The 16,705-nt window shown below is 58.9% G+C and carries 15 protein-coding genes and 1 pseudogene; 7 read left to right on the top strand and 9 right to left on the bottom strand.

The features are described 5' to 3' along the window. Positions 1-11: 11 nt before the first annotated feature. The gene (locus G9465_RS23405) at positions 12-902 is read left to right on the top strand and encodes a DMT family transporter (RefSeq protein WP_166975386.1); all 891 of its coding nucleotides are present in this window, start codon (positions 12-14) and stop codon (positions 900-902) included. Here the strand turns inward: G9465_RS23405 and G9465_RS25945 are convergent. The 3 genes and pseudogenes from G9465_RS25945 to G9465_RS23395 all read right to left on the bottom strand — a co-directional run. Beyond that, positions 902-1,608 (bottom strand): annotated as a pseudogene (locus G9465_RS25945) (transposase); the annotation flags it as partial. The gene G9465_RS23405 and the pseudogene G9465_RS25945 sit on opposite strands and share 1 nt — an antisense overlap. A gap of 108 nt (positions 1,609-1,716) precedes the next feature. Then, positions 1,717-2,892 carry an MFS transporter gene (locus tag G9465_RS23400; RefSeq protein ID WP_166975384.1) on the bottom strand — a complete coding sequence of 392 codons (1,176 nt, stop codon included), beginning with the start codon at positions 2,890-2,892 and terminating at the stop codon, positions 1,717-1,719. A 199-nt stretch (positions 2,893-3,091) separates the two neighbouring features. Next, on the bottom strand, positions 3,092-5,053 hold the full coding sequence (locus tag G9465_RS23395) for an archaea-specific SMC-related protein (protein ID WP_166975381.1): 1,962 nt from the start codon (positions 5,051-5,053) through the stop codon (positions 3,092-3,094). Between the two features lie 133 nt (positions 5,054-5,186). Between G9465_RS23395 and G9465_RS26360 the strand changes: the two genes are divergently transcribed. Both G9465_RS26360 and G9465_RS23385 read left to right on the top strand, forming a co-directional pair. Next, positions 5,187-5,648, top strand: coding sequence for a VOC family protein (locus G9465_RS26360; protein WP_349674926.1), 462 nt, complete (start codon positions 5,187-5,189; stop codon positions 5,646-5,648). 292 nt (positions 5,649-5,940) lie between these two features. Continuing rightward, on the top strand, positions 5,941-6,717 hold the full coding sequence (locus G9465_RS23385) for an IclR family transcriptional regulator (RefSeq protein WP_166975379.1): 777 nt from the start codon (positions 5,941-5,943) through the stop codon (positions 6,715-6,717). A 43-nt stretch (positions 6,718-6,760) separates the two neighbouring features. Here the strand turns inward: G9465_RS23385 and G9465_RS23380 are convergent, their stop codons facing one another. Next, the gene (locus G9465_RS23380; RefSeq protein ID WP_166975376.1) at positions 6,761-8,113 is read right to left on the bottom strand and encodes a dihydroorotase family protein; all 1,353 of its coding nucleotides are present in this window, start codon (positions 8,111-8,113) and stop codon (positions 6,761-6,763) included. A gap of 172 nt (positions 8,114-8,285) precedes the next feature. Between G9465_RS23380 and G9465_RS23375 the strand changes: the two genes are divergently transcribed. After that, on the top strand, positions 8,286-9,251 hold the full coding sequence (locus G9465_RS23375; RefSeq protein ID WP_166975373.1) for an asparaginase: 966 nt from the start codon (positions 8,286-8,288) through the stop codon (positions 9,249-9,251). 144 nt (positions 9,252-9,395) lie between these two features. On the opposite strand, the gene G9465_RS23370 is transcribed toward G9465_RS23375, so the two are convergent. Continuing rightward, positions 9,396-10,874: a CoA-acylating methylmalonate-semialdehyde dehydrogenase gene (locus G9465_RS23370; protein ID WP_166975370.1), complete on the bottom strand. Its 1,479-nt coding sequence runs from the start codon at positions 10,872-10,874 to the stop codon at positions 9,396-9,398. A 151-nt stretch (positions 10,875-11,025) separates the two neighbouring features. On the opposite strand from G9465_RS23370, the gene G9465_RS23365 reads away from it, so the two are divergent. Then, positions 11,026-11,268 (top strand): hypothetical protein, encoded by a 243-nt coding sequence (locus G9465_RS23365; protein WP_166975367.1) that lies wholly within the window; start codon positions 11,026-11,028, stop codon positions 11,266-11,268. A gap of 231 nt (positions 11,269-11,499) precedes the next feature. Here the strand turns inward: G9465_RS23365 and G9465_RS23360 are convergent, their stop codons facing one another. Then, positions 11,500-12,612, bottom strand: a complete 1,113-nt coding sequence (locus G9465_RS23360) for a transposase (RefSeq protein WP_166975364.1) — start codon at positions 12,610-12,612, stop codon at positions 11,500-11,502. Between the two features lie 12 nt (positions 12,613-12,624). Between G9465_RS23360 and G9465_RS23355 the strand changes: the two genes are divergently transcribed. Beyond that, positions 12,625-12,819 (top strand): hypothetical protein, encoded by a 195-nt coding sequence (locus tag G9465_RS23355; RefSeq protein WP_166975361.1) that lies wholly within the window; start codon positions 12,625-12,627, stop codon positions 12,817-12,819. Between the two features lie 42 nt (positions 12,820-12,861). Continuing rightward, the gene (locus tag G9465_RS23350; protein ID WP_166975358.1) at positions 12,862-14,157 is read left to right on the top strand and encodes an FAD-dependent monooxygenase; all 1,296 of its coding nucleotides are present in this window, start codon (positions 12,862-12,864) and stop codon (positions 14,155-14,157) included. Between the two features lie 9 nt (positions 14,158-14,166). On the opposite strand, the gene G9465_RS23345 is transcribed toward G9465_RS23350, so the two are convergent. From G9465_RS23345 to G9465_RS23335, 3 genes are all read right to left on the bottom strand, one after another. Next, positions 14,167-14,649: a VOC family protein gene (locus G9465_RS23345; protein ID WP_166975355.1), complete on the bottom strand. Its 483-nt coding sequence runs from the start codon at positions 14,647-14,649 to the stop codon at positions 14,167-14,169. A 106-nt stretch (positions 14,650-14,755) separates the two neighbouring features. Beyond that, positions 14,756-15,526, bottom strand: a complete 771-nt coding sequence (locus G9465_RS23340) for an SDR family NAD(P)-dependent oxidoreductase (protein WP_166975352.1) — start codon at positions 15,524-15,526, stop codon at positions 14,756-14,758. 160 nt (positions 15,527-15,686) lie between these two features. Then, positions 15,687-16,652 (bottom strand): C-terminal binding protein, encoded by a 966-nt coding sequence (locus tag G9465_RS23335; RefSeq protein WP_166975349.1) that lies wholly within the window; start codon positions 16,650-16,652, stop codon positions 15,687-15,689. Positions 16,653-16,705 lie beyond the last annotated feature (53 nt).

Here is a 16,705-nt window from a genome sequence, read left to right as displayed (position 1 = left end):
ATATTCATTCAATGAACCGCAAACGAATCTTGGCGACTGCCCCGCTTCCCGCTACAGTACTGTGGGGTGGTATGTACGTTGTCAGCAAGTGGGGATTTAGTGAGATCCCACCCCTCACGTTAGCGTTCCTCCGAGTCGTAATCGGTGCGAGTGTCCTCTATCTGGGCGTTTGTGTGACGACACCTGCCCGTTCGTTCTCTCGCCAGGAATGGTGGCGATTCGCTACGCTCGCAATCTGGCTCACAGCGGCGCTCACGACGCAGTTCGTCGGGACGGATCTGACGAACGCGAGTCAGGGGTCGTTGCTCACTGTCTTGACTCCTGTATTCATGGTTGTACTCGGAGTGACCACACTCGGAGAACACCTCACACGAGGGAAGGTGGTTGGGACTGGTCTGGCGTCTGTCGGGACGCTCGTCGTACTCTTGGGCCAATACGAGGTAAATACATTCACTAATGGGAACCTCTTTGGAGTCGGACTCCTGTTGTTTTCAGCCTTCAGTTTCGCCGCCTTCTCCGCTTTCGGGAAGCCGCTCATTGAACGGTACTCGGCACTCGAAACAGCCACGTACGCTACCGTACTGTCGGTTCCATTGTTCGGAGCGCTAGTTCCGGTCGAACTTTACCTGCATCCGACCGCATTGGATTCGGTTTCGGTAACGCTTCCTGTTATCGGTGCAGTTCTCTATCTCGGACTTATGAGTACTGCAGTAGCGTGGTATTGCTGGTACAAGGGAATGGAGTACGCGGATGCAAGTACTGTCGCCGTCTACTTTTTTGCTCAACCGATTGTCGGAATTATGCTCGGGTCTATCCTCCTCGGAGAGAGCATTGATATCAGCATTGTCGGTGGAGGTGTACCTCTCATTCTAGGTGTATTCCTTGTGAACAGAGCAGGATAATCACCGAGCGAGCGCTTCACTGTCGAATACGACGTTTCAGCCATCCACCGTTTCGTGTAGTCCCATTCTCGAATCACCGCGTTGTTTCCCACGGCGTTCAGCGAGGAGCCACGATAGTGAATAACCGACTCAACGTCGAGTGTGTAGTACTCGGTATGCCAGTCTTGGAAGCCGGTGTCTGCGATGACGGTATACAGGTCGTCCGCCGGAACGCGGACGACCTGCGGCCCAGCCTTCGTATCATGCCGCCACTGCGCATAACACTGCACGTTGAAGACAGCAAGCAACTCCGTGGTGGTTAGTATCGTCACTTTCAGTCTCTTTACCGACCGATCCGACCGATCAAGATAGTATACCGATGCGTGGCTGCGGTCGAAGAACGTGCTGTCGAGGGTGACGTGCCTGGACTGCGGGAGTTGCTGCGCGTTTCAGCGCAGCAACGCCCGCCAAACCCATATTTCGAACCGATCGAAGGATTTGTTGAGCGTGGTGAAGTCCGGGACGTCTTCCTCATCCAAGTCAAGTACCTCTAGCAACGAAGTCATGTACTCTAACCGAATCTCTGTCTCCCGGAAGTTATGGCCCTCTTCACGCCGAAAACAGTGAATGACGACATGCTTCCAGCGAGCTCGCCCGCGTGCTTCCCCAACGCTCGTTTAGCCAGATGCCGACACCGCTCAATGAAGTTTAGGAGATCCACCTCCATAGCCAAAGGTTGACTCCCTCATCTTCACCCTTCTAAACCCACGAATTCTACTGCTGAGAATGCTCTTCAACACAGCACAGCGATTCGATCTGAAGCACCTAACGGGATTCAGTAATTAAGTGAGAATAGAGAGTTGATTGCAAGGAGAGCACAAACGAGCGTAAAGAGTGTTACGAGAAATACAAGAGAGACGATCCACCCGTACTGGTCGGCAAGGAACCCGAGGATGACCGATCCCGTAGCGGCGACGATCATATACACAGTCCGGAATAGCCCAAAGCCAAAGCCGCGTTCGCCTTCGTCGATACGGTCCATGAACCGAGGGAATACCGCTGCACCCCAGCTCATGCCCAATCCGAGCAGTCCGATGCCGAGAGCAATTTGTTCGATGCCAGACCCACGGAGCAACAATCCAATGCCGGCGATGCTGACTATCATACAGAACACGATAGCGATGTCCCGGCCCAAGCGATCAGCGACGACTCCCACGCCAGTCTGGAGGACGCCCTGAACCACGAAATATACCGCGAACAGTGTGCCTGCAAGCGTCTGCGAATAGCCGTGGTACTGGACGAAGAAAGCGGGAAGAAACGAAGCAAGTCCCTGCCAGGAGAATTCGACGAGGATCGCGATGACGCCAGTGAAGACGACCGCTGGCCGAGTAAGTATCTCTGCGATCTCGTCACGGTCGACTTGGGCGCGCATTGGCTGATCAGGTTGACGGGGTTCAGACGAACGAATCCCGGCCGCGACCAGTGCGGTGATCGGAATCGCGACGAGCGTCCCGAGCGCCACTGCAGGCCGCCAGCCGAACCTGACGGCAACCCACGAAACGACCACGGGAGCCAATAGTCCCGCGAGCGGTGCCCCTGAGTTGTGGATCCCAATAGCGGTCCCAATGCCATCGTAGATTCGCGTGATAAGCGCCGTCGCGACGCTGTAGTGAAGCCCAGCGACAGCTCCCAGGAGGACGACACCCAAGACGAAGACACCAAACGTTGGAGCGGCAACAATAAGCAGCGCTGTGAGACCGGTTCCACCGACCGAAGCGAGGATAAGACGTCTATCACCGAACCGATCGGCGAGAATCCCACTCGGGAACTGCGTCAGGGCATACGTCAACCACATTCCAGTCAATGCCCCGCCGATCAACGTGTTTGACGTGTGAAACTCGGTCGCGATGTCAGGGACGACCGGACTGAGAGCGAGCCGGCCGAACACCGTAACGAATAGCGCGAGCGTACAGACCGCCAACACCGTCTTTCGATACTGCCAATCATGCATTCTCAATCTCACTCATGCTTTCAGCTAGTCGTTTAAGAACGAAGCGATTACCCTGATAATGTCATCGAGGCCGTTCCCCGTCGACCGACAGTTTGTGAGGGCAATAGAGTCGCAGTATCGCTGAGCGATATCATTAAAATCACGGGTATGAGTACAAGCGACACTACCAGAGTAGCTGAGGATAACTGAGTGCTACCGTTCAGATAGCAGTAATCTGGGACACGTCGTCGCCGAGTGGCGCTGCGTCTTCCGGAAGCAGTGCCACTACGAGATAGTCGGCGTACTCCTCAAAGTAGTCGACGAGCTGGGCGATCCGGTCCGAATCGATTGCTTCCAGCGAGTCAAGCAACATGAACGGGACCGTCTCGTGCAGGTCGTGGACAAGGTAGCCAGCCAATGCGAAGACCAATCCCGTAACTTCGCGTTCACTTTCGCTCAGGTGCTCGACCGTATCTTCGTAGGCCGCCCCGTTCTCTGTGGTCCGGACGATATGGAGATCGAACGCTGTCTGGTCGACTTTCCGTCGGCCCTCACGCACCGTCTGTTCGACGCGTTCGATCCAGATCCGGTCGAGATTCTCGTAGTCCAGAATCTCGAGCACTGCGTCCATATGCTCGTTGAACTCCTCGACGGCGTCGGCTTCAATCTGGTCGATCTTCGTGCGCTCGTCGGTCAATTGCTCGACCAAGTCTTCGCGTTCTTCTCGGAGGTCTTCGGCACGGTTGAGCATAGCCTCGATCTCCTCGATTTCTTCGGTGACCTCCGCCAGATCAGACTCCAGACTATCGATCTCGAATTCGAGTTGGTTGGCTTCTTTGTGGAGCGAGAGCACTTCCTCGAAGTCCTCGGATTCGAGATCGTCGACATCGGCTTCGAGCGTTTCGACGTCGTCGGTCAGCTCTTCACGTTGGGTTTTGAGTGAATCGAGTTGCGCATCGCGGCTCTCAAGTTCGTCGTCGATGTCCGCGAGTTTGCGCTCGATCTCTTCACGCCGATTTTGTTGCTGGTTGGCCTCGCGTTGCTCGGCTTTCAAGTCTTCGAGCTCCGACTTGACGTCGTTCAGTTCCTGCACTAGGTTCTGGCGACGTTCTTGGAGTCGTTCGACAGTGTCCTTGATCTGGTCACGCTCAACGTTTGACCCACACGTCCAGCAGGTGATTTCGTCGTCGCCGTTAGCAAGCAGTTCGTCGGTCGGTGACCCGGCTGACTCGGACTGATCAGCCGCCTCGAGCGTCTCAAGCACCTCGTAGTCTTCCTCCTCTAATCGTTCTTCGTTATACTCGATGAGGCTCTGGAGGTCGGAGATCTGGGCATTCAACGTTTGGCGTTTCTCGCGGAGCCGTTTGATCTCGGTGTCGAGGTGCTGGTGGTCGCCCATCGGCGTTTCGGGCAACTCTTCGAGGTCGGCTTCGAGCTCGCTCCGTTCCTGTTTGAGTGACGTGATACTCTCGGTTTGCGTCTCGATTTGGCGACGCGTCGATTCGAGGTCTGAGCGCGTCGAGCGAAGTTCGTCGAGTTTTGCTTCCAGTTCTTCCTGATCTTGCCGACTCGACTCGATACCTTGATTACTCTTGTCTATTTCTTCTTCTTTATCCGCAATATCGTCCTTTTTCTCCTGTATCTGTTCCTGTATGTGCCCCTTATGTTGTTCGATATCGGAGAGATCTGTTTTTCTATCTTCAATAGTGGCCAATTCGTCATTGAGATCGTCTTTTTCTTCTTCTAATTCGCGTATTCTATTTTTAATGTCGTCGGTGTCGACGGGGCGCATGATAATCTCGCGAAGGTCGTCGCCACGGGCGACAGACTGACGCGCTTCGTTGGTTTCGAGCAGGAACGCGAAGAGCTCTGCGACTTCGGGATCGTCAAGATAGCCGTCGCCATCGAACGCGACTGCATCACCTGCACGAGTGAGCGTCCGTTCGTAGGTCTCACCGTCGAGGTCAAGCTGGACGCGGCCCTCGTCGGCATCGCCTTTGAGCGTCGCTTGGTTGCTTCCCATCGCAGCCATGATAGCTTGAAGGAACGAGGTGCGGTTGGTAGCGTTCTTGCCGGTGAGAACGGTTATGCCGGGTGGAATTGAAATCTGGGTATTGTCGATACCACCGATATTATCGACTACAAATTCCGCGGTCTCAGATGTCTGTTCGGAGGTCGCCATACCCCGATAGTATTTCGCCATCTATTAAAAACCTGAGCGTACTGGGCAAGTTCGGGAGTCGCGGAAACTGGCAGGTGTTATGGTTCAGAACGGATTCTGATGTCTTTTTCATGGCGCTTGTTACGGTTCTCGTATGAAGGTGACGCTAGACTACGTAATGATGCGTGTAGAGGACCTCGACGAGGCAATGGAGTGGTACCTGACCCACCTCGACTATGAGGGGAAGAGACGTACCGAAGTAGGACATTCATCAATATTTTCTCGCGCCCGAGGACAACCATCGGGAGGGCGTGCTCCTCATACTGTCGGCTGTAATCACGTGAAGACGTATTCGACCATCTTGGGATTTGTGGCCGCAAGCCGACCGGAATTAGACTCTATCGCTTCAAATAGTTACAGCCGACAATATCAAACTCACTACAATCACGACGGTCGGTCCTACGAGATGGGCGACGCGTGGGGCCACCTTGCGGTGCGGGTAGCCGACCTTAGTGAGGGTTGGGAGACACTGATGGCCCGTGCCGCGGAGGAGTACCGTACTCCAGAAGACTGCGGGCACGACTACGCTTTCACGAAGGACGATAGAGGTCAATGAGCGATAACGGTTTAGCCTTCTGTCTGTATCGAGACTTATGAACGTCGACAGGCCAAACTCTTGCTTTCTCGAACTATACGGCCCCTATGAGATGCCGATTTCGACACTGTTACCAATATCTACATAGTTTCGCGCCGATCTAATATCTGAACACAGGTGACTAACTCCTTTCGGGGCCGCCTCGTTCAATAAAGCATAACCTGATTAGCGTAATTCAGTATTGTTGAATTCACCCCATTAATATCATAATAGATACGATTCATTCAAGAGCTAGGGATACGGGTAGGTAGATATGCCGGTAGTATCTGATAACACGGACCACAAAACCATTCAATCTGTGGATCGATCGTTCGGTATCATAGAATACATTCAGGAGAACAGTGGCGCGTCCTTGATAGAACTAACCGACGAATTTGACATCTCGAAAAGTGCGATTCACTATCACCTCAACACGCTCATGAAATACGGGTGGGTAGTGAAGGAAGGCGAGACGTATCGAATCGGACTTCGGTTCCTCGACCCAGCGATGCACAGTAAGAGCCAAAGAGAAGAGTATCAAATCGTTCATCCGAAAGTCGTCAAGCTCGCCGATGAAACAGGGGAACGAGCCCAATTTATCATCGAAGAAAACGGTCGAGGTATCCACGTCCACAGCGAACTCGGAGAGAACGGCATCCAGTCGAACTCTCGGGTCGGAAAACTCGTCTACCTCCACGCGACATCAGCCGGTAAGGCAATTTTAGCGTCGATGCCTGAAGAAAGAGTTGAGTCGATCGTCGATGCGTATGGTCTTCCGAAAATGACTGACAATACCATTACGACCCGCGGGGAACTGTTCGATATCCTTGAAGACATCCGCGAACGCGGCTACGCGTTCAACCGGGCCGAGCGCCGCAACGGAATGATGGCAATGGGCGCACCAGTCAAGGACCCTTCGGGGAGGGTCTTTGGCGCAGTCAGCGTCACAGGCCCGGTCAGACGGATGCAAGACGAACATCAGCGGTATCTCACGGACCTCCTCTTAGACGTCACAGAGGAGATCAGACTCCGGTTAGAGTACCCGCAGTAGAGTGCCATGCCCACATCCGAGGGGGCGATATCACAGTTACCCCCTACGAGGGCCGGGAAACGAACTCGCCGTAGCCCGTCTCTCCAACGATATCGCCATCTTCAAAAACGGGTTCGCCGCGCACATACGTCGACTCGGGGACGCCTCGAACAGTTAGCCCGTTGTACGGCGTCCAACCGCACTTCGCGACCACGTCTTCGTTACGGAGCGTCCGTTTCCGCTCCATATCTACGACGACGAAATCCGCATCACTTCCGACCCGTAGGTCACCCTTCCGCGGGTGGATATTCAGAATCTTCGCCGGGTTCGTCGCGAAGACCTCGACGACACGCTGGAGCGAAACCTTTCCCTCGTTTACGCCGTTCAACAGCAACGGCAGCACCGTCTCGATACCGGGGATTCCGAACGGGGCCTCGAAAACGTCGTCTTCACCCGCGGCCTTCTGCTCCCGGGTACTGGGCGCGTGATCCGCGTTTACCATATCTATCTCACCGTCGGCGAGGCGGTCCCACATCTCGACTTGGTGGCTCTCTTCGCGAGCAGGCGGGGTAAACATCGTATACGGCGCGTCTTTCTCTACGTCTTCGCGCGTGAGGTAGAAATACTGGGGACACGTCTCGCTGTAAACCTCGACGCCTTGAGATTTCGCATGGGTGACTTGCTCGACCACCTCCGGGTGGCTAAGGTGGGCGAACCATAGTTCCACGCCAGTCTGCTTCGCGATCTGGAGCGTTGTCGAGATAGCGACCTGCTCGGCCTCTTTCGACCGCCACTCGGGGATGATGCTCCCGTCGTTCCGGCCCTCCTCCCTGAGTCGCTCCTCGGCGGCGTCGAGCATCCGCTCGTCCTCAGGGTGGACCATGCTGACCCCGCCGACCCGCGCTATCTCTTCGAACAGTTCCTCCATGTAGTCGCTCAGGAGCGCCGGTACGCCGTGTACCTCGCAGGTGAAACTCTTGTAGGCGAAGGCCCCTTCCTCCTCCAGGTCCGCGATCTCGTCGACGTTGTCCGGGTGTCCGCCCGCGAGTAACCCGTAGTCGATTCGCGCCCGGTCGGCGAGGTAGTCGCGCTTGTCCGAGAGAATATCCGCGGTCAGGACTGTCGGGTCCGTTCGGTGGTGCTCTCCCACCGTCGTGACGCCCCCGGCGGCCGCAGCGGCGGTTCCGGTCGGGAAGTCTTCCCGTTCCGTGTCGCCCGGGTCCATCATGTGGACGTGGGGGTCGACACCGCCGGGGAGGACGTGCCGCCCCGTCACGTCGATGGTCTGTTCGGCGCTGACGTCCGCTCCGGGAGCGAGCACGGCCGCTATCGTTCCGTCTTCGATAGCGAGGTCGGCTCGATGGCTGTATTCCGCGGTGACGACCGTCCCGCCGCGTACGACTGTGTCATATGACATTAGCTATCACCTCGGATGGAACGTGCTCGTGCGAGATACATAAATCATGTCGGAAAGCGGCCCTCCCGTATCTGTCTCTCGGTAGCTGTTCTTCGGAGAAACTGCGGAATGACTCCGCGAGACGTCCACGCAATCCGACCGAGTTAAGTCATAACGTGCTGTAACGTAACACATGCCGATCGCTGTCATCTCGACAGGAGGTACCATCGCGTCTACGGACGACTCCGGCGGGGACGCCAGTCCCGAACTCACCGGCTCGGACCTCGTCGACGCCGTCCCGGGGCTCGGCGACATCGCCGAAATAGTCACCGAGGACTTCTCGAACGTCCCGAGCCCGCACTTCACGGTCAAGCAGATGTTCGACCTCGCTGAGCGCGTCAGAGCCTACGACGAGGACCCCTCGATCGACGGCGTGGTCATCACGCAGGGGACGGATATCCTCGAGGAGTCTGCGTACTTTGTGGACTGCTGTTACGGCGGCGAGACGCCGGTCGTGTTTACCGGAGCGATGCGAAATCCTACGCTCGCCAGTCCGGACGGCCCCGGGAACATGCTCGCGAGCGTTCGAACCGCCAAGAGCGACGGTGCGCGAGGTCTCGGTGCCCTCGTCGTTTTCAACGACCGGGTCGCGGCCGCCCGAGACGTGACCAAGATGAACTCGATGAACCCCGACACGTTTCGCTCCCCGGAGTTCGGTCCGCTCGCGTCGGTCGACGAGGACCGGGTCCGTTGGCAGCGACGTCCGGGTGAGCGCACTCCCGACTACGCTCCCGACCCCGCCGCACTGGACAACGAGGTCCACGCGCTGACCGCGACGGCGGACATGTCCGACCACGGGATCCGCGCAGCGGCAGACGCGCCGGCGCTCTGTCTGGCAGCAACCGGTGCCGGTCACATCCCTCCGGGAATCATCCCCGCGCTCGAAGACCTGCGCGAAGCGGGAGTCCCGATAATCGCGACGACTCGCTGCCCGGAGGGGCGTCTCGCCCGCCGCACCTACGACTTCCCGGGAAGCGAGGCGACACTTCGTCGACTGGACTGTCACTTCAGCGATCGGAACCTACAGAAGACCCGCATCGAGACAATCGTCGCTCTGGCGGCGGACTCACTCGACGAAGCGTTCATCAGGCCCGACTGATCTCGGCAAAGCAGAGCGGTCATTCCGGAGGCCCGCAAGCGCCACTCGGTTCGGGCGGCGTCGTCGGGGCCGACGCCGAAAAGACCGATTCCTACGGGACCGGAGAGTTGCGGACTCGGTGTCAGCGACGCCGCGAACCGCGTCTCACTGGTCCGGCCAGCGCTCGATGTAGATGGTCTTGTCCGTGTAGAACTCGATCATGTCCTCGGCCTGCGCGTGGAGGTCGCCGAAGAACGACGCCTTCCGGCCGCCGAAGTGGAAGAATGCCATCGGTGCGACGGTGCCGACGTTGACGCCGAGGTTCCCCGCTTCGGCCTCGTGCTTGAACCGGTTGGCCTTGTGACCCGAGTCGGTGAACAGGCTGGCAGCGTTGCCGAACCGAGTGCTGTTCACCGTCTCGATGGCCTCGTCGAAGTCCGAGACGGGGACTAACCCCAGCACCGGGCCGAATATCTCCTCTTGCTGGATGACCATGTCCGTCGTGACGTCCCCGAAGACGACGGGACCGAGGAAGTTTCCGTCGTAGCCGTCCACGTCAACGTCTCGACCGTCGTGGAGGACCTCTGCGCCTTCCTCGATGCCGGTCTGCATGACGTTGCGGACGTTCTGCTCGTGCTCGGCGGTGATGAGCGGTCCGATGGTCGTCTCGTCGTCGAGGCCGTAACCGACGGTTGCGTTCTTCGCCTGTTCGACGACCGCCTCAGCGAACTCGTCGTACACGCCCTCTTCGACGACGGCAATATCGAGTGCGAGGCACCGCTCGCCCGAACACGCACACGCCGCCGAGAAGACCTTCTCGGCAGCGTACTCGATGTCGGTACTCTCGGTGACGACGGCGTGGTTCTTCGCGCCCCCCTGTGCCTGGACACGCTTGCCGTTCTCGGCTGCCGTCTCGTAGATTTGTTCCGCGACGGGGGTCGACCCGACGAACGAGGCACCCGTGATGCCCGGATGTTCCAGTAGCGTGTTGACCGTCGCGACGCTCCCGTGGACGAGATTGACGACGCCGTCGGGGAACCCGGCCTCGTCGATTAGCTCGAAGAGGTACTGCGCGGTCAGAGGGGCCTGCTCGCTGGGCTTGAGGATGAACGAGTTGCCGGTCGCCACCGCGTACGGGAGGAACCACAGGGGGATCATCCCCGGGAAGTTGAACGGCGTGATAGCCGTGAACACGCCCAGCGACTCACGGTTGGCGCTCTCGTCTATCTGCGGGGCCGCGTGGTTGAGATTCCCCGCCTGCATCATCGACGGGATGCCGCACGCGACCTCTACGTTTTCGATACCTCGCCGGATCTCTCCCATCGCCTCGCCGAAGGTCTTGCCGTGTTCTTCCACGAGCTGCTCCGCGAGTTCCTCGTGGTGGTCTTCGAGCAACGTCTTGAACCGGAAGAGCGGCTGGATGCGTTGTTCGACGGGCGCCGACTGCCAGTCCTCGAACGCCTCCTGTGCCCGCTCCACTGTCGCGTTCACGTCGTCCGAGTCGCTGAACGGAACAGTACCCAGAGAGTCTCCCGTCGCCGGGTTGAGTACGGTCTGTCCGTCGTCGCCGTTCACGTCGACCCACTCGCCGTCGACGTAGTTCCGCAGCTCTTCCTGCTGTGACTGCGCCTCAGGGGCTACCATAGCTTTTAGCTATCTATCATGGTTCCATATAATTCCTTTGTGAGCCGTCGCCATCGTTCGAACCGACGACAGGGACAGTCGGGAATCAACCCGCGGTGGATTACCGCGTTCGAAGAGTATTCAAATACCTTTCCGCATGTTATCCCGTACCATGATGCCGGAGTTGCCGGACATCCCCGAACAGGATTGGGTTATCGAAGAGAACGACATCGAGTGGTCGATCATCACGGAGGACATTGACTGGGAGAACGATCCGCACATGGAACTCCCCGAAGGAGTCAAGACTCATACGCTCAATCAGAACGAGCCCGAGGGGCGAACGGACTTCTTCATTCGGTTCCCGAGGGGTATATCGAACCCGTGCACACCCATACCTCTGCTCACGCCGTACTAATCGTCGACGGGACGATGACGGTCCACGACCACGTCTTGACAGTAGTTGCCGATTCAGAGAATCCGGTGAAGCTACGAGGTCGCTGAAATATGGCTTGAACAGGTTGTTCCAGCGGAGATGGAGCAGATAGCAGCGGCTGAGACGAATGATTTGCACTGACAGAGAGTCTCGCCAGTACCGACGGGCGTGCTGACCCGGGCACCAGCCCGGGTCTGCCGCCCCGAGAGGCGGTTAGCCGTACGTCACGGGGCCGAGGAAGAACCGGAATGTTGCCGTTGATACCGCTGGACGTGTTTTCACCCGACATTGCTCTGAGAGTAGCAGACACACCACGACCCAGAGATTGTACAGCGCCACAGCGAACAGAAAGTAGAACAACCGCACTGCAAACACCGGTGACGTGGTACGAGACAGAAACTCACCGACCTTCCGGTAGAACGTTTCTATCCCCCACCGACGCCGATACGCTTGCGCGAGTGGCACCGCCTCATCCACCGTCCGTGCCCGGTTCGTGATCAGACACAGCGAGTCGTCGTCCCGCGATTGGTGCGGGACGACGACGAGCGTCACCGGCACACGCATCGTTGGTGAGCGTTTTCTGACCAGCTCGTAGTCGGTGACAAAACGCTCTTCGTTGTGTTCGGCAAGAACGCGCTTGATCCCTGGCGTTTTGGGTGCACGCATGACGAACTCCACACCGAGATTGACGAGTTCGTCGACTAACTCTACCCGATACAATCCACGATCACAGTAAATGCGAGTGATCGAGACGGCCTGTTGCGCCGTCTCGATCACCTCGCGGATCGCCTCGATCAGGGACGGTGTGTCAGTCCGATCAACGTGCTCTGAGGCGAGCGTGAAGCGTGCTGACGGTGACACAACGCACAGTGTCACGAAGACGTAGGCGAGATTAGTCCCTCGGTCAGGATTGATCCGTGACACCATCGGTGTCTGCTTCGAGCCGTAATAGAGCCACTCGTGGAGGTCTAACGCGACCTCTGCTGTATTCGGAAAGCGACGAGCCCTGTGTGTCTGAGCGATGAACTGGTTGCGGACGACATCGAACTGTTCGCCGATGGCGTCCGCATCCATCGTTTCAAGATTGTACAGGAGTGATTTCGCTAGCGGACTACGGTCTTCGAGGTCGAGATCATCGCCTCTCGCCAGTTGCAGGTGCCTGGCGCTGGTGTTGGTGAACTTTCGTTCGAACGCACTCCGAGTGAGGACTTCGCCGAAGTCCTCACTCGGATAGGTGCCGTTGACCTTCGCTCCGAAGTCCAAGGACGGATACAGCAGTGATCCTGCGGCACGGCAGACCTGCCGTGCCTCGGCAGTAGCGACCATACTCATCATACGATGCCACCGGAGAAACCCGTCTCTCAGACACTTCGGCAACTACTGTTGACGTCGGGGGATTACCTCTACGGGCAGAAGCTCCCGCACGGACCAATGGAGTATCACTGCGAGGACGCTGAGTACGGGTGTCTCATCTTCGCCTCCTTCGTCGGTGGTTCGCCCGCTCACGACTGGGACGACGACCCCAACGAGTAACGAGACCGAATTTTTATTGCGGTGGTGACGGTTCTCACATACATGTCCGGAAGTCAGATCTACGACTACGACGGCCCGCCGCGGGTCTGTCACGACGGCCACGTCTACTACGACGCGGACGTGATGCGCGAGAGTTACGACCTTCCCAAATTTCCGAACCGGGAGGCCGTCCGGGATCGCCTCGAAGACCCGCTCGACGTGATAATCTCGGGCGGGTCGATGGGAGGACTGTTCGCCGCGGTGTCGTTGAGTCAGGCCGGACACGAACCGACGATCTACGAGCAGACCGAACGCGGCAAGATGAAAGAGCGGGGCGCCGGTATCATCGCCCACCCGGAGATGCTGGCCTTCCTCGAATCACAGGGCATCGTCGAATGGGACGAAACGACGTCGCACACCTCGCGAACGCATCACCTCGGTCGGGAGGGCGAACCGGTCGACGTCGAGGGCCGAGCGACCTACACGTCGGCCTGGGATACCGTGTATCGGAACCTCCGACGGGCGCTCTTGGACGACATCTACCAGATGGGGAGGGAAATCGTCAAGGTCGACCAGACCGGCGGCGGGGTCCGCGCCCACTTCGCCGACGGGGACGTAGTCGAGGGCGACCTCCTGGTCTGTGCGGAGGGATACCGCTCCTCAACTCGGCGACAGTACCTCCCCGGACGCACGCCCGAGTACGCCGGGTACGTCGCCTACCGCGGGACGATACACGAAGAGACGGTACCGCCCCGCTATCGGAAGCGGTTCGGTGAGATATACAATCTGTATCACGCCTCAGAATCGCAGTTTCTCACGTATCCCGTCCCCGGACCGGACGGAGAGACCGAGCGGGGGGAACGCCGAATCAACTGGGTGTGGTACGTTCCCTTCGCGGACAACGCCTTAGAGGACCTCCTCCTCGATAAGGACGGCCGCCAGCGCACGCATTCGCTCCCGCCGGGACTGATGCGTGAGGAGATCCGGCAACGGCAGATCGAAACGGCCGGGGAACTCCTCCCGCCGCAACTCGAATGGCTGGTCCGGCAGACCATGGAGCCGTTCGTTCAGTGCATCTACGACCTGACGATCCCGCAGATGGTGTTCGACCGCGTCTGCGTCCTCGGCGACGCCGCATTCTTCATCCGACCGCACATGGCGGCGGGGACGGCACACGCCGCTGCAGACGCGCTGGAACTAGGCGAGCGGCTCTGGTCGCACGATATCGGGAGCGACGGATGGACCGCGGACGACCTCGATACAGCGCTCGCGAAGTGGGAAGCCTCACAAGTCGAGATGGGATACCGGCTCGTCGAGGAGGCGAGACGGCGCGGGGACCGCTACACGGGACAGTTCTGACTCGCCGTCTCAGTCGGCGCGCTTGGGGAGTCCAATCGTGGCCTCGGCGGCCTCGCCCGACTGGTCGAACTGCTCGCTTCGCGGAACGATGTACTGACGGACTGATTCGTCGAGCGCATCCACGTCGGGGTGGTTCACTTCGATGAGATTCCCCGCGGGGTCGTTGAGATAGACCTGGACGGCGCCGTCCGGTAACGAGTATACCCCCGGGTCGCCCGAGTCGTCCCAGTTGGCGAAGAGGTCCCGCTCCCGTGCCGCCTCGAAGACAGCTTCGAAGTTCTCGACGGTCATCCCGAAGTGGTGATACGCCGGCGCTTCGACGTCGCGGTCGAAGAGGTGGAGCTGTTGCTCCCCGCACGCTAACCACTCGACGGGGGCCTCGAAGTTCGGCGAGGGGACGCGCTCCATCCCGAAGACGTCCTCGTAGAACGTCACCGACTCCTCCAGATCATCTGCGTGGACACTGACGTGGTTGATTTCGAACGCGCTCATAGATGGTATCTCTCGCCAGACGGGCATAAATTTTCGCACCGGAGTGACGAGGGGATGGCGGAGGAGCAGAAGAGCGTGTCTGATAAGGCTCCAATCGACACCCCGTTCAGTACCAGACCGTGCCGGCGTCGACGTTCAGATCCTGCGCAGTGACGTTGCGCCCCTGTTCGCTCGCGAGGAACGCTACCATCTCGGCGACATCTTCGGATTCCGTGAGGCGACCGAGCGCGACGTCGTCAGTGAACACCTGTCGCTTCGCTTCCTCGTAGCTCACGTCGAGTTGCTCGGCCTGCCTTTCGATCACGTCCTGTATCCGCGGCCCCTTCGTCGCCCCAGGACAGACCGCGTTGACCGTGATGTCGTCCTCGCCGAGTTCGAACGCCAGCGTGCGCGTGAGTCCGATGACAGCCATCTTCGACGCCGTGTACGGGGTCCGGTTCTCGAGCGGGCGCTTCCCGCTTATCGAGGCGATGTTGACGATACGGCCGCGGTCGCTCTCTCGGAGGTGAGTGGCAGCGTGTTTAACCATCAGAAACGCCCCGGTGACGTTGACGGACTGCGTCTTTTCCCACTCCGAGCGGGTCACCTCCTCTATCGGCTTCGTCGGTCCGGCGATACCCGCGTTATTCACGATACAATCCAACCGGCCGAATTCCGCGACCGTCTCTTTGATACTCGACTCGACCGACTGTTCGTCGGTTACGTCAGTCTCAACGGGGAGCACCCGGTCGTGGTCGATCTTGTCTGCAGTCTCGTAGATGCCGTCGCTACGGGCGGCGAGAGAAACCGCGGCCCCGCGGTCGGCGAGCGTCGTGGCGATCTCTCGACCGATGCCCTGACTCGCGCCGGTAACGATCGCAGTGGTGTCTTCGAGCACACAGGGAACACCGACCCACGAGGACTTATCGTTTGGCATCGAATCCCATTCCACGGCCGTCACAACCCTCCAGCGAATCCCGTCCGAGAGCGGCACTACTATCGACTCCGATTCATGTCCCTGCAGTGGGTCAGACGGTGCCTGTTCGACGGCGGTGGCGCTATAACTCACCACCATTGACTGAATACGCCGGTAATTCCCCCGAGAGCACGTCACGAGCGTTCCGCGCGGCTTTCTGCCTGAGTTCGACCACGCTTTCCTCCGAGTTGAACGCCGCGTGCGGCGTGATAATCATCCGGTGGTCGTCCAGTAGCGGATGATCTTCGCTCGGCGGTTCCTCGCTCAACACGTCAAGGCCAGCACCCGCTATCTCACCGTCGTCGAGCGCCGCCGCTAGCGCGTCTTCGTCGACAATCCCGCCGCGGGCGCAGTTGATCAGGTACGCGTGGTTCTGCATAGCTTCGAGTTCCGCTCGGCCGACCATATTCTCCGTCTCCTCGGTCAGCGGAACATGGACCGAGACGACATCGGCCCGTCCGAGTAACTCGTCGAGGGAATCGACCGGTTCGGCGCCGTTCTTCCGAATCTCCTCGTCGTCGAGGAAGGCGTCGAACGCGATTCGGTCCATCCCCGTCGCCTCGACGCGGTCGCCGACGGCGCGGGCGATGTTTCCGTAGCCGACCAGTCCCCACGTCTGTTCAGCGAGTCGGTGCATCGGCCGACCCGCGGAAACGTCCCACTCGCCCGCTTCGACGCTCCGGTCGTACTCGATGAGCTTCCGCTGGAGCGCGAGCGCCAGTCCGAGCGTGTGGTCCGCGACTTCGGGGATACAGTAATCGGGGACGTTCGTCACGTGAATTCCCGCTTCGGTTGCGGCGTCGATATCGACGTTGTCCACGCCGATTCCCGTCCGCGAGATGACCTGACACTCGCTCATAGAGCGAATGAGGCCGGCGTCGATCTCATCGTACATCACGAGTATCCCGTCTGCGTCGGTGACGAGGTCAGCCAGCGGCTCGTCGCTCGCCGCCGCGTCGACGAGTTCCGCGTCGGCCTCCGCGAGAATCTCGCGTTCGATGTCGAGGTCGTCGAACGTGTGGTCCGTGAACACTACACGATGCGTCATACCAGGAGATATTCGGGAACGCAATTAAACGTACAGGGTTCGCCGAGAGAAGA

Origin of the sequence: Haloarcula sp. JP-L23, from assembly GCF_011602445.1 — an archaeon.
Lineage (GTDB): Archaea > Halobacteriota > Halobacteria > Halobacteriales > Haloarculaceae > Haloarcula > Haloarcula pellucida.
Note: the sequence above shows the minus strand (reverse complement) of the source record. Positions and strands in the feature narration are given on the sequence as shown.